A 21361-nucleotide genomic window follows, 5' to 3' on the forward strand; every position below is an offset into this window, starting at 1 on the left:
GCCGACCCTCTCATCGACGTCACCGACCGAAAGGCACTCTGTGTCCCCGACCCCCGGCACCCCCGGCGCCGCCGCCCGCATCATCGCGGTCGACACCCACGACATCCGCTTCCCCACCTCGCGCGAGCTCGACGGCTCCGACGCCATGAACCCGGACCCCGACTACTCGGCCGCGTACGTCGTGCTGCGCACGGACAGTCAGGAAGGCGCCGACGGGCTGGAGGGGCACGGATTCACCTTCACCATCGGGCGGGGCAACGAGGTCCAGGTCGCCGCGATCGAGGCACTGCGCGGGCATGTCGTCGGCCGGTCCGTCGAGGAGCTGTGCGCCGACCCGGGGACCCTGAACCGCGACCTGATCGGCGACAGCCAGCTGCGCTGGCTCGGCCCCGAGAAGGGCGTGATGCACATGGCGATCGGCGCGGTCATGAACGCCGTATGGGACCTGGCCGCCAAGCGCGCCGGCAAGCCGCTGTGGCGGCTCCTCGCCGACGCCGACCCGGAGTGGATCGTCCGCCAGATCGACTTCCGGTACATCACCGACGCCCTCACACCCGAGGAGGCGCTGCAACTCCTGCGCCGGGGCCGGGAGGGGGCACAGGAGCGCACGACGCGGCTCCTGGAGCGCGGATACCCGGCCTACACCACCTCCGCCGGCTGGCTCGGCTACGACGACGAGAAGCTGACCCGGCTCGCCGCGCAGGCCGTCGCCGACGGCTTCCGGCAGATCAAGCTGAAGGTCGGCGCCGACCTGGAGGACGACGTACGGCGCTGCCGCGTCGCCCGGTCGGTCGTCGGGCCGGACGTCCGCATGGCGATCGACGCCAACCAGCGCTGGGACGTGGCCGAGGCGATCCGCTGGACCAAGGCCCTCGCGGAGTTCGACCCGTACTGGATCGAGGAGCCCACCAGCCCGGACGACGTCCTCGGCCATGCGGCCGTCCGCGAGGCCGTCGCCCCGGTGAAGGTGGCCACCGGCGAGCACGTGCAGAACAGGGTCGTCTTCAAGCAGCTCCTCCAGGCCGGCGCCCTCGACGTCGTCCAGATCGACGCGGCCCGCGTCGGCGGCGTCAACGAGAACCTCGCCATCCTGCTGCTCGCCGCCAAGTTCGGCGTGCCGGTGTGCCCGCACGCGGGCGGCGTCGGGCTGTGCGAACTCGTCCAGCACCTGTCGATGTACGACTACGTGGCGGTCACCGGCACCACCGAGGACCGCGTCATCGAGTACGTCGACCATCTGCACGACCACTTCCTGAACCCGGTGGTGATCAGGGAGGGTCACTACACGGCACCCACCGCGCCGGGCTTCTCGGCCGCCATGCGGCCCGAGTCGATCGCGCGGTACACGTTCCCGGACGGCGCCTTCTGGGCCGCCGACCTCCAGACGCAGAAGAAGGGGCACGCGGCATGAGCGACTTCGACGGTCTCAAGGCGCTGGTGACGGGAGGCGCCTCGGGCATCGGCCGGGCCACGGCCGAACTCCTCGCCGCACGCGGCGCCCAGGTCGCCGTCCTCGACCTGGACCCGTCGTCCGTCGACAAGCCGCTGCTCGCCTTCCGCGCCGACGTCACCGACGACGCCTCCGTACGCGAGGCCGTCGCGGCCGCGGTGGCCGACCTCGGCGGACTGGACGTACTGATCAACAACGCCGGTATCGGCGCCCAGGGCACGGTCGAGGACAACGACGACGCCGAGTGGCACCGGGTCATGGACGTCAACGTCGTCGGCATGGTGCGGGCCGCGCGGGCCGCCCTGCCGCACCTGCGCCGGTCGTCGCACGCGGCGATCGTCAACACCTGCTCCATCGCGGCCACGGCCGGGCTCCCGCAGCGGGCGCTGTACAGCGCGACCAAGGGCGCCGTGTACTCCCTCACCCTCGCCATGGCCGCCGACCACGTCCGCGAGGGCATCCGCGTCAACTGCGTCAACCCCGGCACGGTCGACACCCCCTGGGTCGGCCGCCTGCTCGACGCCGCCGCCGACCCGGCCGCCGAACGCGCCGCCCTTCAGGCCCGCCAGCCCACCGGCCGCCTCGTCTCGGCCGCCGAGGTCGCGGGCGCCATCGCCTACTTGGCGAGCCCGCTCTCCGGGGCCACGACCGGCACCGCCCTCGCCGTCGACGGCGGCATGCAAGGCCTGCGCCTGCGGCCGGTGAACCAATGAGGCGGCTCGGCGGCAGCGGGGTCGAGGTCAGCGAACTGGCCTTCGGCGCCGCCGTCATCGGCAACCTCTACACCGAGGTCCCCGAACAGCAGGCGTACGAGGCGGTGGACGCCGCCTGGCAGCGCGGCATCCGCTACTTCGACACCGCGCCGCACTACGGCCTCGGCCTGTCGGAACGCCGCCTGGGCGCCGCCCTGCGCGAGCGGCCCCGTGAGCAGTACGCGATCTCGACGAAGGTGGGCCGCCGCCTGGAACCCTCGGACCAGGGCGGCGACGACCTCGCCCACGGCTTCGCCGTCCCCGCCACCCACCGCCGCGTCTGGGACTTCAGCGAGGACGGCGTCCGACGCACCCTGGAGGGCAGCCTGGAGCGGCTCGGTCTCGACCGCGTCGACATCGTCTACCTCCACGACCCCGACGACCACGCCGAGTGGGCCTTCCGCGAGGGCTACCCGGCGCTGGAGAAGCTCCGCTCGGAGGGCGTCGTCGGCGCGATCGGCGCCGGCATGAACCAGGCGGAGATGCTCACCCGCTTCGTCCACGACACCGACGTGGACGTGGTGCTGTGCGCCGGCCGCTACACCCTGCTCGACCAGCGCGCACTCGCCGAGCTCCTGCCCGCCGCCCAGGCACGCGGTACGTCGGTCGTGATCGGCGGCGCCTTCAACTCCGGCCTCCTGGCCGACCCGAAGCCCGGCGCCACCTACAACTACGCCACCGCGTCACCGGAGTTGCTCGACCGGGCCCTGCGGCTGAAGTCCGTCGCCGACCGCCACGGCACCACCCTGCGGGCCGCCGCCCTGGCCTTCTGCGCCGCGCATCCGGCGGTCGCGAGCGTTCTGGTCGGCGCCCGCTCGGCGGCCGAAGTCGTCGACTGCGCCCACCAGTTCGCGGCCCCCGTGCCCGCCGCCCTCTGGCAGGAACTGCGCGACACCGGCCTCCTGCCGCCCGACGCCCCCGTGCCCGCCGAGGAGCCGTGATGAGAGTCGCCCTGCACACCGAGGTCCGCGCGGATCGCATCGCCGAGTACGAGGCGGCCCACCGTGAGGTCCCCGAGGAGCTCACCGACGCCATCCGGGCCGCCGGCGCCTCCTCCTGGACGATCTGGCGCAGCGGCACCGACCTCTTCCACGTCCTGGAGTGCGAGGATTACGCCCGTCTCCTCGCCGAGCTGGAGAAACTCCCGGTCAACGTGGCCTGGCAGGCCCGCATGGCCGAGTTGCTCGACGTGGTGCACGACTACTCCGGCGCGGGTGCGGACGCCGGCCTGCCCGTCGTGTGGGAGCTGCCGTGACGGTCGTGGACGCCCATCACCATGTGTGGGACCTGTCGGTGCGGGACCAGGACTGGATCACGGGTCCCGAACTCCAGCCGCTCAGAAGGAACTTCACCGTCGCCGATTTCGCCCCCGAGGCACGGGCGGCCGGAGTCGACCGCACGGTCCTCGTCCAGACGGTCACGGTCGCCGAGGAGACCCCGGAGTTCCTCGCCCTCGCCGCCGAGCACGAGCTGATCGCGGGCGTCGTCGGCTGGACCGACCTCACCCGCCCGGACGTCGCCGACGAACTGGCCCGGCTGCGGGAGCTGCCCGGCGGGCAGTACCTGAAGGGCATCCGGCACCAGGTCCAGGGGGAGCCCGATCCGGAGTGGCTGCTGCGTGCGGACGTACGGCGCGGACTGGCCGCCGTCGCCGACGCGGGCCTGGTCTACGACCTGGTCGTCCTCCCGCACCAGCTGCCGGCCTGCGTGAAGGCCGCCGCGGACCACCCCGGCATAACCTTCGTCCTGGACCACCTGGGCAAACCCCCGATCGCCTCCGGTGCCCTCGAACCCTGGGAAACCGCAGTCCGCTCCGTGGCCGCCCTTGCCAACACCATCTGCAAGCTCTCCGGCATGGTCACCGAAGCCGACCTCGCCTCCTGGACCGTCGACGACCTGCGTCCGTACGCCGACGTGGTGCTGGACGCCTTCGGCCCGCACCGGCTGATGTTCGGCTCGGACTGGCCGGTGTGCACGCTGGCGGCGTCGTACGGCCAAGTGGTCGCCGCGACACGGGAGTTGACCGGCGAGTCCGACCGCGAGCAGATCTTCGAGGCGACCGCCACCCGCGTCTACGACCTCTGAGCCACCCCGGCCAGCCTGGTCGGCGGCAGATACTCCCGCACATACGTCCGCTCCCAGCACGCGCCCGTCTCCCGCAGCTCACGCCAGGTCGTGTACTGGTAGCGGAACAGCCGGGCGCGGATGTAGCGGGGCGGCTCGTCCGGCGGGAACGGCGAGCGGCGCAGCAGCTTCAGCGTGTCGCGGTCGTTCTCCAGGAGCCGCTCCACCAGGGCGCCGAACCACGACCCGGCGTACGCGGGCGACAGCGCGGCGAACCACATCAGCCAGTCCAGCCGGAGGTGGTACGGCGCGAACTGGCGCGGCCAGCGCCGGGGATCGCCCGGCTTGCCCTTGAACTCGTACTCCCGCCAGTCCGAGTCCTCCCGCGGTACGTCGTCGGCGGTGCCCTCGATCACCACCTCGTAGCGGATCCGGCTGACGCTGCCGAACGCGCCGTAGGTGTTGACCAGGTGCAGCGGGTCGAAGGAGCGGTTCATGATCTGGCGACGGGAGATCATGTTGGCGACCGGGTGGTAGCTCAGGAACAGCAACAGGGCCGCCACCGCCAGCACCACGATCTCGTACCACAGCGGCGCGTCCGGCACCGACGGCGGATCGCTCGGGAACTCCACCGCCGACAGGGCCAGCACGATGGTGATCCAGTTCAGCCAGGAGAAGTTGCCCGACAGGACCAGCCACAGCTGTGTCACGATCATCAGGGAGGCGGCGGCCGTCGCGATCGGCTGCGGGGTGAAGAGCAGGACGGGTACGACGAGTTGGGTGACGTGGTTGGCGGCCACCTCGACCCGGTGCAGGGGCCTGGGCAGATGGTGGAAGAACCAGCTCAGCGGGCCCGGCATCGGCTGGGTCTCGTGGTGGTAGTCCAGGCAGGTCAGCTTGCGCCAGCAGGCGTCGCCGCGCATCTTGATCAGGCCCGCGCCGAACTCGACGCGGAACAGGATCCAGCGCAGCAGGAACAGCACCACGATCGGCGGCGCCACCTCGTCGTTGCCGACGAAGACGGCGAGGAAGCCGACCTCCAGCAACAGGGACTCCCAGCCGAACGAGTACCAGGTCTGGCCGACGTTGACGATCGACAGATACAGCGCCCACGGGACCAGCCACAGCAGCATGGCGCCCCACAGGGGCACGACGGAGTCCAGCCCGGCCAGCAGCGCCGCCGACACCGCGCACCCCGACCAGGCGCAGACGGCGAAGAACCGGTCCGAGTAGTGGAGTTGGAACAGGCTCGGGGCGGCCTTGAACGGCACCCGCTCCACGAAGCGCGGCACGGGCAGCATGCCCCGCTCCCCGATCAGCGCCCGGAACTGCAGGGCCGCCGTCAGGAACGCGACGAGATACACGCCGGCCAGAGCCCGCTGGAAGACCAGCCGGCTCGTCCAGTACTCCGGTGCGATGAACCAGTCCACGACCGAGTCCTCCCTTCTTCATTGTCGCGCCGGAGGCTCATGCGACTCGGACCGGCGTGACTCTCCGTATACCACCTCTCCACTTGCGTAACCCGAGCGGGTGAAGCAGACAATGGTGGCGAACTGCCCAAAACCGGCGGGAGGACGTGATGCGGACCGTGGTGCGGCCATCCACCGGAGCCATCGTCACGGCCGGCGCGCTCTCGGCGGCGCTCCTCGTCGCCGGATGCGGCGGCGACGAGAGCCAGGGCACGGAATCGAGCGGGGAAGTCCTCCTCGAGCCCGCGGCGGCCAAGGGGCCGGATCCCTTCACCGACTCCACGGCGACCTCGACGGCCGTCCCGTCCCCGGTCACCCGGACGCCCGAGCCGTCGCAGTCGCGGCGGACCGGGCCGCAGGCCCTGTCCGGTGGAACGCCCGGCCTCTACGGCGGCACCCGGGGAACCAGCAGCTGTGACGTGCGGCGGCAGATCGACCACCTCACCTCCGACCGGGCCCGGGCCCGCGTCTTCGCCCGGGCCGCGGGCATCCCCCAGGCGTCGATCCCCGGCTATCTGCGCGGCCTGACCTCGGTCGTCCTGCGCGCCGACACCCGGGTCACCAACCACGGGTTCCGCGACGGCCGTGGGACCGGCTACCAGTCCGTCCTGCAGGCGGGCACCGCCGTCCTCGTCGACGACCACGGTGTGCCCCGCGTCCGCTGCGCCTGCGGCAACCCGCTCACCCCGGCCGCCCACCTGCCGGGCAGCGCGCGCACCAGGGGTCGGTCCTGGGCCGGATACCGGCCGGACCAGGTGGTCGTGGTGGCCCCGACGGTCCAGGTGATCACCGACATCACGATCATCAACGTCGCCGACAACACGTGGATCGAGCGGCCGGTCGGCCATCAGGGACACGACCGCGACCACGTCCTGCCGCGACCGAAGCCGGTGACGCCGACCCCGGTCCCGCACCCGCACGACAGCACCTCGTCCGGCGAGGAGAGCGGGTCCCCCACGGACGAGGGCACGGCCCCATCCGGTGGGCGTACCTCTCCGGGCACATCGCGGGCCGACTGCGTGACCCCGGCGGCCACCCTCACCCCGGGCGCCACCGACGGCACGCTGACCAAGCCGTCGTCGGACACACCGGGCACCGGTCCCCTCGACTGCCCCAGCGCCACCGCCACGGCGTCGCCCCCCACCGTCGACCCCCACAGCACGCCCGAGTCGCCCGAAGAGCCCAGCGCTCCCGACTCCGGCACGGAACCGGAGACCTCCCCGGGCTCCTCGGAGCAGACCGGCCCCGAGGCCGTCCCGGACAGCCCCGACCTCCCCGACGGCGGTGGGCTGATCCCCGACGAGCCGGGCACCTCCGACACCGCCGTCTTCGGCAGCCCCACCGACGTCTTCCACAGCTGAGCGAGGTCCGGGACGCGGTCCGGGGCACCGAACGAAACCGGTTCTGTCACCCCAGTCGAAGAATCCGGCAAACCCTGGCAAGGTGGCCCCATGGTTGATCGGGGAGCGAGCGCCCTGTCACTCCCGGACGACTGGCCCGCCCACCCGGATCCGATCCTGGCGCTCAACCACATGGGCACCTTCGACTGGGACCTGGACAGCGGCCTGTTCCACATGGACGCCCAGGCCCACGAGGTCTTCGACGTGCGCCCCGACGAATACGACGGAAACCCCGCGACCCTGGCGATACGGGTGCCGCCGCCGGAGGCCTACCGGCTCGACGGTCTGGTCTCCCAGGCCATGAAGGACGGCAGCGAGAACTACGGCGCCTACTTCCGCATCCGCTGCCGCGACGGCACCCTGCGCTGGACCCACACCCAGGGCTACATCCGCCGCGACGAGACGGGCCGCCCGCGCCGCATCATCGGCATCGTCCGCGACGCCACCGACGAACTCGCCGAGAGCGAGGAGCGCCGTGAGCAGGCGGCCGACGACGAGGCCCGCCGTCACCAGACCAACGTCGTCCAGCTCACCACGGCCGCCCTGGCGCATGCCCGCACCGTCCAGGACGTCATCGACGTCCTCAAGGACACCCACGGCCTGACCCACCTCGGCGCCACCAGCCTGGTCATGGGCCTGGTCGAGGCCGGCCGCATCCGGCTGGTCGCCGAGGGCCCCGCGGGCAGCTTCGTGCCCGGGACCATGGTCACCCGGATCGACGAGCAGTACCCGATGAGCGAGGTCGTCCGGACCCTCACCCCGCGCTTCATCGAGTCGCCGGAGGAGTTCGCGGACTGCTACCCGGTCCTCTGGCCGCACATCACCGACCTGAACATCACGTCCGCCGCCTACATGCCGCTGATCGCCCAGGCCCGGCCGATCGGCGCCATCGGCCTGCTCTACAGCGACCGGCGCGGCTTCACCACCGAGGAGCGCAACGTGCTCGTCGCCCTCGGCAGCAGCATCGCGCAGAGCCTGCAGCGGGCCATGTTCTACGAGCAGGAGAAGGACCTCGCCACCGGCCTCCAGCAGGCCATGCTGCCGCGCACCATCCCCAGCGTGCCCGGCGCCGACGTCGCCGTCCGCTACCGTTCCGGCTCCCTCGGCCGGGACATCGGCGGCGACTGGTACGACCTGATCCCGCTGCCGGGCGGCCGAGTCGGCGCCGTCATCGGCGACGTCCAGGGCCACGACACCCACGCCGCCGCCGTCATGGGCCAGCTGCGGATCGTCCTGCGCGCCTACGCCGCCGAGGGACACACCCCGGCCACCGTGATGGCCCGCGCCTCCGTGTTCCTGCACGAACTGGACACCGACCGCTTCGCCACCTGCCTGTACGCGGAGGCCGACCTGTCCACCGGAGTCGTTCAGGTGGTCCGCGCCGGCCATATCGACCCGCTGATCCGGGAGCCCGGCGGCGCCTGCCGTCGCGTCGCGGTCGAGGGCGGGCTGCCGCTCGGCCTGTCCGCGGAGTTCGGACGGCTCGAATACCCGGTCGGCACCATCGAGCTGGACCCCGACCACACCCTGCTGCTGTGCACCGACGGCCTGGTCGAACAGCCCGGCGTCGACCTGGACGACGGCATGCAGACCCTCACCGCGCTCATCGCCACCGGCCCGGACGACGTACGGGACCTAGCCGACCGCCTCATCGACGTGGCCGAGGAACGCGGCGGCGACGACGACGTGGCCCTGCTCCTGCTGCGCCGCCGCGTCCTGGATGCCCCGCAGTCCGGCGGCCGCCTCCAGCAGCACGTAGCCCCCGGCGACCCCGAGGCCCTCACCGGAGCCCGGCACATGATCCGTGCCGCCGTGCGCGCCTGGGGCGCCACCGACCGGGCCGACGAGATAGAGCTGGTCGCCGACGAACTCATCACCAACGCCCTGATGCACACCGAGGGCTCCGCCATCGTGACCCTGCGGGTCCTCACCGGCTCCGAACGCCGCCTCCGCGTCGAGGTCGAGGACTCCTCCAGCGCCCTGCCACGCCGCCGCGAGGCGGGAGAGTCCGGCGTCTCAGGCCGCGGCCTGCTCCTCGTCGACCTGCTCACGGACGTGTGGGGCGTGGAGGCCCGGGGTGGCGGCAAGGCGGTGTGGTGCGAGTTCCTGGTGCCGGAGAGCAGCTGAACACAGCCGTCCCCGGTGGCACTCTTGACGTATGCCGGAACTCCCCGAGGTCGAAGCGCTCAAGGACTTCCTCACCGAGCACCTGGTCGGCCACGAGATCGTCCGGGTGCTGCCCGTCGCGATCAGTGTCCTGAAGACGTACGACCCCCGGTCACGGCCGTCGAGGGCCACGAGGTCACCGCCGTACACCGGTACGGCAAGTTCCTCGACCTCGCCACGGCGGACGGCCCGCACCTGGTGACCCACCTGGCCCGCGCGGGTTGGCTCCACTGGAAGGACCAGCTCCCCAGCGGCCTGCCCCGCCCCGGCAAGGGCCCCCTCGCGATGCGCGTGGCCCTGGAGACCGGCGCGGGCTTCGACCTGACGGAGGCGGGCACGCAGAAGCGGCTCGCGGTGTACGTCGTGGCGGACCCGCAGCAGGTTCCGGGCCTGGCCCGGATCGGACCGGATCCGCTCGCCGACGACTTCGACCAGGCGCGCTTCGCGGCCCTGCTGAAGGACGAGCGCCGCCAACTCAAGGGCGCCCTGCGGGACCAGAGCCTCATCGCCGGGGTCGGCAACGCCTACAGCGACGAGATCCTGCACGCGGCGAAGATGTCCCCGTTCAAGCTGGCGGCGTCACTGACACCCGAGGAGACGCAGACGCTGTACGAGGCCCTGCGGACGACCCTCACCGAGGCGGTCGAGCGCTCACGCGGGGTGGCGGCCGGACGCCTGAAGGCCGAGAAGAAGAGCGGCCTGCGCGTCCACGGCCGCACCGGCGAGCCGTGCCCGGTGTGCGGCGACACCATCCGCGAGGTCTCCTTCAGCGACTCCTCGCTCCAGTACTGCCCGACCTGCCAGACGGGCGGCAAGCCCTTGGCCGACCGCAGGTTGTCCAGACTTCTGAAGTAGGAGCCCTAACGCGCCTGCAGCGTCACCAGATGCTCCCCGCCCGCCGTCCGCACCTCGTACCGCACGATCTCGTCGGCGTGCATCGCCGAGGCGCCCGTCATGGTGTTCTCCCGGGCGTCGTGGTGGGCGGCGGACCAGCTGGTCACGGTCTCCTCCGAGCCGTCCCGGCCGACGGCGATCAGATGGCAGGCGCGCGGACCGGCGCCGTCCTTGACCTTCAGTTCCACCTGGCTGCCGTAGGCCTCGTTCTCGGTCGTGACCTGGGCCCACACACCCGACCGTGCGTCGGTCGCCTCGACGACCTGTGTAGCCGCGTCGCCGCCGCCCGCCATCATCGCGACCGCGGGCCCGGCGAGGGCGATCACGACCGAGGCCGCCACGGCGTAGAGCGTGCGCCGGCGCAGCGCGCGATGGCGGGCCGCCACCGCTTCGAGCAGCCGGTTCAGCATCTGCGGGCCGGGCTTGGCCATCGGGTGCACGAACTGGGGCGTCGACCGCCGGTACAGCATCAACTGGCGGGTGACGGGCCCGAACTCGGTCACGTGTGCCGCGCAGCGCGGGCACTCCATGAGGTGGTCCTCGAAGCGGAACGCCTCCGCCTCGTTCAGCACGCCGAGCGCGTACGCGGCGACGTCGCGATGCCTCTCCAGGGACCTCATGCCGAATCCTCGTGCCGTTGGGTGCGGGGTGGGTTACTCCGTGCACCCACTGGTACGCACCAGACAGTCGAATCACTCAAGCCCCGCGCAGAATCGCAACCAGAGGATTCGGAGCGGTCGGCGCCGAGGATTGGTCCGGGGAGAGAAGAACTCAAAAAAGATGGATGGCGAGATGCCCGAGCGGCAGCCCGAGCTGCCACGCCGGCGTCCACACCTTCGGCCCCTCGTCCTCACCGATCAGCGCACCGCCGCCCGGCACCGCGTTCAGATCGGGTGCGAGCAGCTCGGTCTCCTGCAGCCAGCGCCAGGCCGCCTCGGCCAGTTCCAGGTCGGGTGCGGGCCCGCCCGACTCGACCGCCTCGGCCGCGAGGCCCGCCATGCGCTCGCGCACCCAGTCCTGCCACGGCTGGTCGTACGCCGTCAGCGACAGCCAGGTCTCCAGCTGGGTGACGACCCGGATGCCGGAGAGCTCGCCCTCGGTGTCGGACAGGAAGATGGTCAGCGCCAGGGCGTCGCGCCCGGCGCGGAACTCGAAGGACGTCGGCGGCATCAGATCGCCGGTCCGCAGCAGCTCGTCGGCGATGTACTCGGCGTACAACCACGCCATGGGGACGGTGAGTTCACCGCCGCCGGTGCCGTCCGTGCTCTCTTGACCTCTGTGCAGCATCCCTTCCTGCCTTCCTCCGGTGCGTGCGCATCGCCCGAGCGCCCGGGCCCCAGTCCGGAACACGGATGAGGACAGCCGATTACTCAACCGGGGTCCGCAGCAAGGCGCTTTACGGAGGTTTGACTAAGCCATTGGTTTCACCGCAGGTCGGCCGCGTATCCCGGAAGCACTCTGCGCAGGGCGCGCAGCGCGTAGTAAGCGCGGGACTTCACCGTACCGGGCGGAATACCCAGGGTTTCCGCGGCCTCCGCAACACTCGCCCCTTGGAAGTACACGAGCACCAGAACTTCACGGTGCTCCGGAGTGAGTGTCTTCACAGCCTCGCGCACATCGAGCATCTCCGCGGCCCGTTCGGCGTGGTCGGAGATCACCCGCGCGTTCTCCAGGATCGCGTCCCCGACCTCCGGCGGCCGCGCCTGCCGGGCCCGCCGCGCGTCGATCGCGAGCCGCCGCCCGACGGTCAGCAGCCACGGTCGTACGGAGTCGAAGTCGTCCGCGCGCAACGCCTCGGGATGCTGCCAGGCGCGCACCAGCGTCTCCTGCACGAGGTCCTCGGCGCGCTGCCGGTCGCCGTCGCAGAGCCGGAGCAGCAGCGCGAAGAGGGGCCGGCCGTGCTCGCGCTGCAGCGCGGCGAGCTCGTGCTCGGCGGTCGTCGTCCCAGTCATGAGGGTGGTTCCGGCCGTCATGGCCGTATGGCATCGCAGGCGGCCGTTGTGGGACAGAGCACACACACGGATCTGCGGCGGACGGTCGATCGCGTCGGCGAACGGTACGACGAACGGTCCCTTCCGCCTATTCGGGGCACGCCAGACGGGCTAACGGAGGCGGTCTGATTGTTTGCGGTCGTGCCCGGTTTCATACGTATTGGTGGGTAATACGACCACACGGGGTGAGCAGATGATTGCACGCAGTCGACTTGTGGCCCTCGCTCTGACGGCTGTCCTCGCTGCAGGCGCCGCCTGCCAGGCCGACAACCGCAAGGCTCCGGGGCAAGAAGGCCCCTCCGCCGGCCCCCGCGACTTCACGCTCGTCGCCTCCGGCGACATCCTCCCGCACACCTCGGTCATCGACCGTGCGCGTTTCGACGCGGGTGGCTCCGGCTACGACTTCCGCCCGATGCTCGCCGGCGTGGAACCCGTCGTCTCCCGCGCCGATCTGGCGCTGTGTCATATGGAGACCGTCTACGGCGCCGACGGCCAGTACACCGGCTACCCCACCTTCAAGTCCCCGCCGGAGGTGGCCCGGGGGGTCGCCGCCACCGGCTACGACGGCTGCTCGACCGCCTCCAACCACAGTCTCGACGACGGAGCCGCCGGCATCCTGCGCACCCTGAACGCCCTCGACGAGGCGCGCGTACGGCACGCGGGCACGGCGCGCACCGAGGGCGAGGCGCGCTCGGTGACGGTGCTGCGCGCGGGCCGGGCCAAGGTCGCGCATCTCGCGTACACCTACGGAGTCAACGGCTTCCCGCTGCCGCCGGGGCAGCCCTGGGCGGTCAACCTGATCGACGAGAAGAAGATCCTGGCGGACGCCCGCGCCGCCCGGAAGGCGGGCGCCGACGTCGTCGTCGTCTCGATGCACTGGGGCACCGAGTGGCAGGACGCCCCCGATGACACACAGGTGACCCTCGCCCGCGAGCTCACGGCCGCGAAGACCGGGGACCGCCCCGACATCGACCTGATCCTAGGCACCCACGCCCATGTGCCCCAGGCGTACGAGAAGGTCAACGGGACCTGGGTGGTCTACGGCATGGGCGACCAGGTCGCGGGCGCGATGTACAACGAGCAGGGCGTCCAGGACCCCCGCGGCAACCAGTCCACTCTCGCCCGCTTCACCTTCACCCCGCCGGCCGAGAAGGGCGGTCGCTGGGAGGTGAAGAAGGCCGAGTTCATCCCCCAGCTGTTCGACATCGACGCCGGCCGAGTGGTCAACCTCAACCGGGCCCTCGCCCAGGGCGCCGAGCTGCGCGGGGTGCGGGACCGGATCCGGGAGGTCGTGCTGAGCCGGGGGGCGGGGGACGACGGGCTTGTGATGGGCAAGTAGCGCCGAGGGCGGTCAGTCCATCTCCACGTGGTCGAAGGTCTTCAGCATCTCCTTCAGCACGCGCACGCACGCCCGGAGCTCTCCGTCGGTCAGATCGCCGCCGACCTGCCGGTTCAGGGCGTGCTCGCGCGCGAGGATCGCGGTGATGACGGCCTCGCCCTCATCCGTGATCCGGATCAGCGAGGACCGCTGGTGCGCGGGATTGGGGGTGGCCTCGACCCAGCCCCTGCCTGCCGCGTCGTTGACCATGCGCTGCACGAACTGCCGGGTCAGCGCCATGACCCGGGCCATCTGAGGGACCGTCATGGGGCCGTATCTGTGCAGCAGCCCCAGGACGGAGCGCACGCCGACGGACACCCCTTCGATCTCCTCGCCCTGTTCGAGCTTGCGCAGGCCGCGTCGGTACAGCGCGCCGATCAGGTCGAACACCTCGCTGACCCGGTGGCCGAGATCGTCGGGGGAGAGGGGCTTGGCGGAGTCGTTCACCGGACCATCATGACACCTCGGTTGCCAAACTGCCCCGAAGATGACACCTTGGTTGTCATGACAGTTGCTTCGGAACTCAGCTACTTCACGTCCACCGACGGCGAGCTCGCCTACCGCGAGAGCGGCGCGGGCGACCTCGTGGTGCTGCTCCACGCCGGTTACGTCGACCACCGCCTCTTCGATGGCCAGATACCGGCCCTCGTCGACGCCGGGCACCGAGTGATCGCGGCCGACGTCCGCGGCCACGGCTGGTCCGCCAACGCGAGCGAGCCCTTCCGCTGGGCCGACGACCTCGCCGGCCTGCTGCGGCACCTCGAGGCCGGTCCCGCGGTCCTGGTCGGCGTGTCGATGGGCGGGCTGATCGCCACCAACACCGTGCTGGAGCATCCCGACCTCGTCCGAGCGGTGGTCACCTGCGGCGCCGCGACCGGAGAATTCCAGTACACGGACACCTGGACCCGCGGGATCCAGGCCGAACTGGCGCGCACCCTGGCCGCCGGCGACATCGAAGGCTGGCTCGACGCCTTCGTGCGGTACGTACCCGGCGAACACCGGACCGTCGACGACATCGACCCGGACATCCTGGGCAGGGTGCGGGAGATGGGCCGCCACACGCTCGCCAAGCACACGCCCGACGAGAAGGACTGGTCCGTGCCCGTGACCGACACCTTCGCCCGGGCGGCAGAGATCGCCGTTCCGCTGCTCACCCTCAACGGCGGCCTGGAACCCGACGACATGCTCGCGGCAGCCGAACGGCTCGCCGGCACCGTCAGCAAGGGTCGCGCCGAGGTCATCGACGGCGTCGGGCACTACCTGAACCTGGAGAAGCCCGAGGAATTCAACGGCATCCTGCTCGACTTCCTGCGCACCCTCTGACGTCTGTCGGCTCAGCGTGCGACCGCGGAACTCAGGTCCCGCACGCTGAGCGACGCAGGCTCCAGCCGCAGCCGCAGCCGCAGCCACACCGTGCCGCGCTCCGCCGGGTCGTCGTACAGGCAGTGCACGAACCGCGCGTACGCCACTACGGCACCACCGTCACCGGCCACCGCCCCGCCTTCACCAACCGCACCGCGACGGAACCCACGATCCGGTGCCCGGCCTGCTCCGAGGCGCCTACCACCACGGCGTCGGCCTTCAGGTCGTCCGCCGCCTTCACCAGGCCGCTGTAGGGGTCGCCCTGGAAGGTGTGGAACTCCCAGCGGACGTCGAATATCCCCTTGACGCGCTCGGTCGCGTCCCGGATCTGGGCGATCAGGTCCTCGGCGATCTCGTTGGTGGTCTCCGCGACCGGCGCTCCGAGGGCCGCGCCCGCCCCCATCACCGGCTGCACGTACACGACGGCGAGCAGCGCGTGCTGCCGCCGGGCGAGGCCACCGGCGTAGGCCGCCGCACGGAGCGAGGAGTCGGAGCCGTCCACCCCGACCACGATGACCTTGGGCCCGTCCGTGCCCCGCTCGAACTGGTGCGAGTGCTGTTCCGTCACGGCACGGAGGCTATCGGAACCCGCAGGTCCCGCCGCCGGGCAGGGCGCTCGACGGGCGAGCGGGCCGGGGGCTTCCTACCCTCGGAACATGAGTGCCACCGTGGAGGCCGCCCCGGCGAAGGACACCGCGGGCCGGACACGGCCGCCCGGGAACGGCTTTCTCAGCAGGGTGCCGGAGGGTTTCGCGACCTTCTTCGGGGCCCTGGGACTGCTCTGCGCCCTGCTGGCCCTCATACCCCCGCTGCGCACCGCGCTCCGCCCGGTCGTGCGCGCCCTCGACCAGATCATCGTGCCGGTCAGCGCCAACCTCGCGTACGCCGTCTTCCTCTTCCTGCTCGCCGCCGCGACCGCGGCCCGCAAGAAGGTCGCCTGGTGGCTGGTCGTCGTCTATCTGGGCCTGCTCGTCCTGACCGACGCCCTCGGCGCGGCCCTCGGCTACTACGCCGACTCCGTCCCCTCCCTCGTCGTGTGCGCCCTCGCCCTGGCCCTGCTGATCGTCGCCCGCAAGGAGTTCTACGCCGCTTCCCGCCGCGCCGCCCTGCGCCGTGCCCTCGGCGTCCTGGCCGTCGGGCTCGTCATCGGCATCCTGGTCGGCTGGGGACTGGTCGAGCTGTTCCCCGGCACGCTGCCGCGCGGCCAGCGCCTGGCGTGGGCCGCCGACCGGGTCTGCGGCGGCCTCGTCTCCGGCGCCACCTACGACGGGCGGCCACCCCGCCCCCTGTACTTCCTGCTCGGCCTGTTCGGCGCGCTCGCCCTCCTCAACGCCGCCGCGACGCTGTTCCGCTCGCAGCGCATGGAGGCCGCCCTGCACGACGACGAGGAGGCCCGCATCCGCGCCCTGCTCAACGCGTACGGCGACCAGGACTCCCTCGGCTACTTCGCCACCCGGCGCGACAAGGCCGTCGTCTTCTCACCCAGCGGCAAGGCCGCCGTCACCTACCGCGTCGAGGCCGGGGTGTGCCTCGCCAGCGGGGACCCGGTCGGCGACCGGGAGGCCTGGCCGCACGCCATCGCCGGCTGGCTGGACCTGGCCCGCCGTTACGCCTGGGTACCCGCCGCGATGGGCGCCTCCGAGGACGGTGCCCGGGCCTACGCGCGCGGGGGGCTCGGCGCCCTCCAGCTCGGCGACGAGGCGATCCTGCACGTGCCGGACTTCGACCTCGACGGCCGCGACATGCGGGTCACCCGGCAGGCCGTGCACCGCGTCCGCCGCACCGGCGCCCACTGTCGTATCCGCCGCCACCGCGCCCTCACCGAGACGGAGATGGAGGAGGTGATCGGCAAGGCCGACGCCTGGCGCGACACCGAGACCGAACGCGGCTTCTCCATGGCCCTCGACCGCCTCGGCGACCCGGCCGACGGCGACTGTCTCCTCGTCGAGGCCCTCGGCGAGAACGGCGAGCTGCTCGCTCTGCTCTCCTTCGTGCCCTGGGGCAAGGACGGCATCTCCCTGGACCTGATGCGCCGTGACCGCGGCGCCCCCAACGGCGTCATGGAGTTCATGGTCGCCGAGCTGTGCGCGGCGGCGCCGAAGACGGGCATCCGCAGGATCTCGCTGAACTTCGCCGTGTTCCGCTCGGTGTTCGAAGAGGGCGCCCGGATCGGCGCCGGACCCGTGCTGCGGCTGTGGCGGCGTCTGCTGCTGTTCTTCTCCAAGTGGTGGCAGCTGGAGGCCCTCTACCGCTCCAACGCCAAGTACAGGCCGCGGTGGTTCCCGCGCTTCCTCTGCTACGGCGAGGCCGCCTCCCTGGCCCGGATCGGCCTCGCCTCCGGCATCGCCGAGGGATTCGTCTCCGTACCGTCGCTGCGCAAACTCCTCAGAAAGGGGCACTCGCGCAACGGACCGCGTCCCGCGACCACCGAAGGACTGCCCTCGCTGGCGGCACTCGGCCTCGCCGGAGGGGACGAGGCCGGGGCGGCCGGGCCGGATGCGGGCCTGCCCGAGCAGGTCCGCATCCGGCACCACACCCTCGACCGGCTGCGGGCGCAGGGCACCGACCCCTACCCGGTGGGCATCCCGGCCCGCACCCATGCCCTCGCCGACGTCCGCGAGGGCGAGCGGGTCACCGTCGCCGGCCGGATCATGCTGGTGCGCGACTTCGGCGGCATCGTCTTCGCCGTCCTGCGCGACTGGTCCGGCGACCACCAACTCGCCCTCACCCGCAAGGACTCCGACGCCGGACTCGACCGCTTCACCGCCGACACCGACATCGGCGACCTCATCACCGCCACCGGCCTGGCCGGCATCAGCGACAAGGGCGAACCGACCGTCTTCGTCACCTCGTGGCAGCTGACGGCCAAGTGCCTGCGCCCCCTGCCCGACAAGCGCCGCGGCCTCGCCGACCCCGGGGCCAAGGTCCGCATGCGCTACCTCGACCTGGTCTCCAGCCCCGCCGCCCGCGACGTGGTCCGCGCCCGCTCCACCGCCGTCCAGGCCCTGCGCCAGGGCCTGCTGGAGCGCGGCTTCCTCGAGGTCGAGACGCCGATGCTGCAGCAGATCCACGGCGGCGCCAACGCCCGCCCCTTCCACACCCACATCAACGCCTACGACCTCGACCTCTACCTGCGCATCGCACCCGAGCTGTACCTCAAGCGCCTGTGCGTCGGCGGCCTGGAGAAGGTCTTCGAAATGGGCCGCACCTTCCGTAACGAGGGCGTCTCCTACAAGCACAACCCCGAGTTCACGATGCTGGAGGCCTACCAGGCGTACGCCGACTACGACGTGATGCTCGACCTCACCCGCGAACTCGTCCAGGGCGCCGCGACCGCCGCCTTCGGCTCGCCTACCGCCCGCAAGGACGGCACGGAGTACGACATCTCCGGGCAGTGGCCGGTCAAGACGGTGTACGGCGCCATCTCCGAGGCCTTGGGGGAGGAGATCGGCCCCGACACGGAACTACTCAGGCTGCACCGGCACTGCGACCGCGCGGGCGTGCCGTACACCGCCGACGACGGCCATGGCGACATCGTGCTGGAGATGTACGAGCGGCTCGTCGAGGAGAAGACCCAGCTGCCCACCTTCTACAAGGACTTCCCGACCGACGTCTCCCCGCTCACCCGCCAGCACCGCGAGGACCCCCGGCTCGCCGAGCGCTGGGACCTCGTCGCCTTCGGCACCGAACTCGGCACCGCCTACTCCGAGCTCACCGACCCCGTCGAACAGCGCCGGCGCCTCACTGCCCAGTCCCTGCTCGCGGCCGGCGGAGACCCCGAGGCGATGGAGCTGGACGAGGACTTCCTCGACGCCCTCGAGTACGCCATGCCGCCCACCGGCGGCCTCGGCGTCGGCGTCGACCGGCTGGTCATGTTCCTCACCGGCCTGACGATCCGCGAGACCCTGCCGTTCCCGCTCGTCCGCCGCCGCTGACACCACGTCAGAGGACTTGCGGCCGGCGCAACCGGAGCTGGCCCGCCCGGGCGTTTTCCTGCCGCCGTACCGGTGTCGACGTGGTGCGACGGTCCTCCGCCGGGCGACTCATCATTCATGACGAAGGATCAGTCGCTCACCCGTCCGCTCACGCGGCGCCGCGCGCTGCTCGCCGGTGCCGTCGCCGCCGGAGCCGCCGGCACCGCGGGCATCGCCGGAGTGATCGCGACGCTCGCGGGCGAGGAGCCGGTCCGGCCCGCCCTCCCTGCCACGGGCCCCCAGCCGCACCGGGCGCTCAAGCCCTCCACCTACCGCCTCGAGCCCCTGACGGGTTATGGCCCGCCCCGCGTGGCGCCCCGCCGGCCCCTCGTACGGCACCGGCCGTTTCTGCGCGTGTCCGGGCGGGGCCGCACCATCGTGCTGACCTTCGACGACGGACCCGACGCCCGCTACACGCCGCACATCCTGGACACCCTGCGCGACTACGACGTGCGCGCCATGTTCTTCGTGTGCGGCGAGATGGTCGCCGAGAACAAGGACCTCGTGGCGCGGATGGCCGACGAGGGCCATGTCGTCGGCAACCACACCTGGTCCCACCCGCTGCTCACCCGGCTCAGCCGCGCCCGGATCCGCGCCGAGATGGAGCGCACCTGCGACATCGTCGAGGAGACGTACGGCGAACGCCCCGCCTGGTTCCGCGCACCCTACGGCGCCTGGAACCGTGCCACCTTCCAACTGGGCGCCGAACTGGGCATGGAACCGCTGGCCTGGACCGTCGACACCCTCGACTGGATGAGCCCCGGCACCCGCACGATCATTCATCGGGTCGAGCACGGCGCCGCCCCCGGCGTCGTGGTGCTCTCGCACGACGCCGGGGGCGACCGCTCCCAGAGCGTCCTGGCCCTGCGCACCTATCTGCCGGAGCTGCTGGACTCCGGGTATTTCGTCACCGTCCCTGAGCGGAAGTACACCTAGCGGACCTCGACCAGACTGGCGAAAGCGACGACGTTCCCGTCGTATCCGTTCTGCTTGGAGAAGCCGCCGCCGCAGGTGATGACCCGCAATTCGGCGCTCCCTTTCGAGGCGTAGACCCGGTCACCGGGGAAGTTGTTCTTCTCGAAGACCTCGACGCCGTACACCTGGAACACGGCCGTCTTTCCGTCCTGCCGGGATACCTCGACGCGATTGCCCGGCTTGAGGGCCCCGAGACCGTAGAACACGGCGGGGCCCTGATTGTTGTCGACATGGCCGACGACCACCGCCGTGCCCTTCTCACCGGGAGACACGGACCCGGTGAACCAGCCCGCCAGGTTCGGGTCCTCCGGCGGTGGCGCGCCGACCCAGCCGTCCGCGTCCAGGCCGACCGGGATCATCGGCGCATCCACCTGGATCGAGTCGATCCGGACCCGCTCCGGCATGGCGTACGGCAGCGGCTGCACGGCACCGGCGAAGACGCTGCCGCGCACCTGGCCGTTGTCGGGGGCGGCCGCCGACGCGGGCTGCGGCGGCCCCACGTCGAATTCGCCCGAGCCATTGCGAACGAGTGCGAGACCGGTCAGCAGAACAAGCGCTATCACGCCCCAAGGAGCGCGCTTCTTCCGCCGCTCCTCCTCTTCGGCCAGCTCGGACCCGTACATTCGCCTTCCCCTCTCGACGCGGCCGTCGCCACGCCGTTCGCGCATACGAAAACGCTAAGTCCGGTGCGCGCAACCGGCGACGGGGCGGGTGCGAACGGGTGGCCCGCATTCTTCCCGTGCGCCATCCGAGTTGCCACCGGCCTGAAAATTCTGACGGTGTGTGACCTGCGGCAATTCCGATTGTGGGCTCATCGGTCGGCGTGTCCTCTCACCAGGACGGACCATCGCCGAAATGCGGCCTCGGGCACCGCATCTGAGGGTCTTTCTGGGAGGCGCTTTCTCGCCGATCGACCGGGGACGGGTCCCGGGGCGTCTTCCGCGGAGGATCACATGCGTAGAACTCGTGCCCTGGCGGCCGCCGCCACCGCGGTCGCCGCTCTCGGACTCGCCGCCCCGGCGGCCGTCGCGCGGGACGGCATGCCGCCCGTCGGACCGAGCAACATCGTCGCCCTGCCCAGCGTCATCGCGCGCGGCGCGCAGCTGACCATCACCGTCGACGGCTGCCCACGAGGCGGCACCGCGACCTCGGACGCGTTCCCCGCCACGACGCTTACCCCAGTCGGCGGCAGCACTGCCAAAGGCACTGCAATCATCGACCGCCACGCGCGGACGGGTGCGCACAGCATCACGGTCCACTGCACCGGCGCCGGCCGGCCCTTGACCCACCCGAACGCCTTCACCGTCATCGGCGGCGTCCGCGGCGGTCTGGGCGGCAGCACGGCCACCGGCGCGACGCCGACCGACATGGCCATCGGAGGTGGGCTCATTGCCGTGGCCGTCATCGGTGGTGGGGTGTTCTGGATGCGGCGGCGGGCGGAGAAGCGGACCTGAACCGCTGCCCCTCTTCAGACAGGTCGCACGTT

At 71.6% G+C, this 21361-nt stretch carries 20 protein-coding genes and 1 pseudogene; 13 read left to right on the plus strand and 8 right to left on the minus strand.

Features of this window, described 5'->3' with window-relative positions; genetic code table 11:
- Positions 1 to 40: 40 nt before the first annotated feature.
- From ACQEV2_RS37400 to ACQEV2_RS37420, 5 genes are read left to right on the plus strand one after another with little or no spacing between them, the layout of a single operon-like run.
- Entirely contained in the window at positions 41 to 1411 is a 1371-nt protein-coding gene (locus ACQEV2_RS37400; RefSeq protein WP_433052053.1) for an L-fuconate dehydratase, read from the plus strand.
- On the plus strand, positions 1408 to 2163 hold the full coding sequence (locus tag ACQEV2_RS37405; protein WP_433052056.1) for an SDR family NAD(P)-dependent oxidoreductase: 756 nt from the start codon (positions 1408 to 1410) through the stop codon (positions 2161 to 2163). Before ACQEV2_RS37400 ends, ACQEV2_RS37405 begins: the two co-directional genes overlap by 4 nt.
- Positions 2160 to 3143 (plus strand): aldo/keto reductase, encoded by a 984-nt coding sequence (locus ACQEV2_RS37410; protein ID WP_433052059.1) that lies wholly within the window; start codon positions 2160 to 2162, stop codon positions 3141 to 3143. The genes ACQEV2_RS37405 and ACQEV2_RS37410 overlap by 4 nt, the downstream gene beginning before the upstream one ends.
- Positions 3143 to 3457, plus strand: coding sequence for an L-rhamnose mutarotase (locus ACQEV2_RS37415; protein WP_433052062.1), 315 nt, complete (start codon positions 3143 to 3145; stop codon positions 3455 to 3457). Before ACQEV2_RS37410 ends, ACQEV2_RS37415 begins: the two co-directional genes overlap by 1 nt.
- On the plus strand, positions 3454 to 4287 hold the full coding sequence (locus tag ACQEV2_RS37420; protein ID WP_433052065.1) for an amidohydrolase family protein: 834 nt from the start codon (positions 3454 to 3456) through the stop codon (positions 4285 to 4287). The genes ACQEV2_RS37415 and ACQEV2_RS37420 overlap by 4 nt, the downstream gene beginning before the upstream one ends.
- Here the strand turns inward: ACQEV2_RS37420 and ACQEV2_RS37425 are convergent.
- Entirely contained in the window at positions 4275 to 5696 is a 1422-nt protein-coding gene (locus ACQEV2_RS37425) for a lipase maturation factor family protein (RefSeq protein ID WP_433052068.1), read from the minus strand. The two genes, ACQEV2_RS37420 and ACQEV2_RS37425, sit on opposite strands and share 13 nt — an antisense overlap.
- A gap of 149 nt (positions 5697 to 5845) precedes the next feature.
- On the opposite strand from ACQEV2_RS37425, the gene ACQEV2_RS37430 reads away from it, so the two are divergent.
- The 3 genes and pseudogenes from ACQEV2_RS37430 to ACQEV2_RS37440 all read left to right on the plus strand — a co-directional run bounded on the left by ACQEV2_RS37430 (position 5846) and on the right by ACQEV2_RS37440 (position 10156).
- Positions 5846 to 7096, plus strand: coding sequence for a DUF6777 domain-containing protein (locus ACQEV2_RS37430; RefSeq protein WP_433052071.1), 1251 nt, complete (start codon positions 5846 to 5848; stop codon positions 7094 to 7096).
- A 90-nt stretch (positions 7097 to 7186) separates the two neighbouring features.
- Positions 7187 to 9262 carry a SpoIIE family protein phosphatase gene (locus tag ACQEV2_RS37435; protein ID WP_433052074.1) on the plus strand — a complete coding sequence of 692 codons (2076 nt, stop codon included), beginning with the start codon at positions 7187 to 7189 and terminating at the stop codon, positions 9260 to 9262.
- A gap of 31 nt (positions 9263 to 9293) precedes the next feature.
- A pseudogene (locus ACQEV2_RS37440) lies at positions 9294 to 10156 on the plus strand (Fpg/Nei family DNA glycosylase).
- Between the two features lie 5 nt (positions 10157 to 10161).
- Here the strand turns inward: ACQEV2_RS37440 and ACQEV2_RS37445 are convergent.
- The 3 genes from ACQEV2_RS37445 to ACQEV2_RS37455 all read right to left on the minus strand — a co-directional run bounded on the left by ACQEV2_RS37445 (position 10162) and on the right by ACQEV2_RS37455 (position 12168).
- Positions 10162 to 10815: a zf-HC2 domain-containing protein gene (locus ACQEV2_RS37445; protein ID WP_433052077.1), complete on the minus strand. Its 654-nt coding sequence runs from the start codon at positions 10813 to 10815 to the stop codon at positions 10162 to 10164.
- 151 nt (positions 10816 to 10966) lie between these two features.
- The gene (locus ACQEV2_RS37450; protein ID WP_433052080.1) at positions 10967 to 11482 is read right to left on the minus strand and encodes a hypothetical protein; all 516 of its coding nucleotides are present in this window, start codon (positions 11480 to 11482) and stop codon (positions 10967 to 10969) included.
- A gap of 137 nt (positions 11483 to 11619) precedes the next feature.
- Positions 11620 to 12168 carry a sigma-70 family RNA polymerase sigma factor gene (locus tag ACQEV2_RS37455; RefSeq protein WP_433052083.1) on the minus strand — a complete coding sequence of 183 codons (549 nt, stop codon included), beginning with the start codon at positions 12166 to 12168 and terminating at the stop codon, positions 11620 to 11622.
- Between the two features lie 211 nt (positions 12169 to 12379).
- Here ACQEV2_RS37455 and ACQEV2_RS37460 point away from each other — a divergent pair, with 211 nt between their 5' ends.
- Positions 12380 to 13525, plus strand: a complete 1146-nt coding sequence (locus tag ACQEV2_RS37460) for a CapA family protein (RefSeq protein ID WP_433052086.1) — start codon at positions 12380 to 12382, stop codon at positions 13523 to 13525.
- A gap of 12 nt (positions 13526 to 13537) precedes the next feature.
- Here the strand turns inward: ACQEV2_RS37460 and ACQEV2_RS37465 are convergent, their stop codons facing one another.
- Positions 13538 to 14011, minus strand: coding sequence for a MarR family winged helix-turn-helix transcriptional regulator (locus ACQEV2_RS37465; RefSeq protein ID WP_433052089.1), 474 nt, complete (start codon positions 14009 to 14011; stop codon positions 13538 to 13540).
- A 57-nt stretch (positions 14012 to 14068) separates the two neighbouring features.
- Here ACQEV2_RS37465 and ACQEV2_RS37470 point away from each other — a divergent pair, with 57 nt between their 5' ends.
- Positions 14069 to 14887 carry an alpha/beta fold hydrolase gene (locus tag ACQEV2_RS37470; RefSeq protein WP_433052092.1) on the plus strand — a complete coding sequence of 273 codons (819 nt, stop codon included), beginning with the start codon at positions 14069 to 14071 and terminating at the stop codon, positions 14885 to 14887.
- An 11-nt stretch (positions 14888 to 14898) separates the two neighbouring features.
- On the opposite strand, the gene ACQEV2_RS37475 is transcribed toward ACQEV2_RS37470, so the two are convergent.
- Positions 14899 to 15033 (minus strand): hypothetical protein, encoded by a 135-nt coding sequence (locus ACQEV2_RS37475; RefSeq protein WP_433052095.1) that lies wholly within the window; start codon positions 15031 to 15033, stop codon positions 14899 to 14901.
- A complete protein-coding gene (locus ACQEV2_RS37480) occupies positions 15033 to 15494 on the minus strand; it encodes a universal stress protein (RefSeq protein ID WP_433052098.1) in 462 nt (153 codons plus the stop codon). Before ACQEV2_RS37480 ends, ACQEV2_RS37475 begins: the two co-directional genes overlap by 1 nt.
- Before the next feature lie 88 nt (positions 15495 to 15582).
- On the opposite strand from ACQEV2_RS37480, the gene lysX reads away from it, so the two are divergent.
- Together lysX and ACQEV2_RS37490 are read left to right on the plus strand one after the other, a co-directional pair.
- Positions 15583 to 18861 (plus strand): bifunctional lysylphosphatidylglycerol synthetase/lysine--tRNA ligase LysX, encoded by a 3279-nt coding sequence (lysX, locus tag ACQEV2_RS37485; RefSeq protein ID WP_433052101.1) that lies wholly within the window; start codon positions 15583 to 15585, stop codon positions 18859 to 18861.
- 117 nt (positions 18862 to 18978) lie between these two features.
- On the plus strand, positions 18979 to 19836 hold the full coding sequence (locus ACQEV2_RS37490) for a polysaccharide deacetylase family protein (RefSeq protein WP_433052104.1): 858 nt from the start codon (positions 18979 to 18981) through the stop codon (positions 19834 to 19836).
- Here the strand turns inward: ACQEV2_RS37490 and ACQEV2_RS37495 are convergent.
- Positions 19833 to 20498, minus strand: coding sequence for a class F sortase (locus ACQEV2_RS37495; RefSeq protein ID WP_433052107.1), 666 nt, complete (start codon positions 20496 to 20498; stop codon positions 19833 to 19835). The two genes, ACQEV2_RS37490 and ACQEV2_RS37495, sit on opposite strands and share 4 nt — an antisense overlap.
- A gap of 330 nt (positions 20499 to 20828) precedes the next feature.
- Here ACQEV2_RS37495 and ACQEV2_RS37500 point away from each other — a divergent pair, with 330 nt between their 5' ends.
- Positions 20829 to 21329, plus strand: coding sequence for a hypothetical protein (locus tag ACQEV2_RS37500; RefSeq protein WP_433052110.1), 501 nt, complete (start codon positions 20829 to 20831; stop codon positions 21327 to 21329).
- Positions 21330 to 21361 lie beyond the last annotated feature (32 nt).

The sequence above is a fragment of the Streptomyces sp. CA-251387 genome (genome assembly GCF_050936625.1).
Lineage (GTDB): Bacteria > Actinomycetota > Actinomycetes > Streptomycetales > Streptomycetaceae > Streptomyces.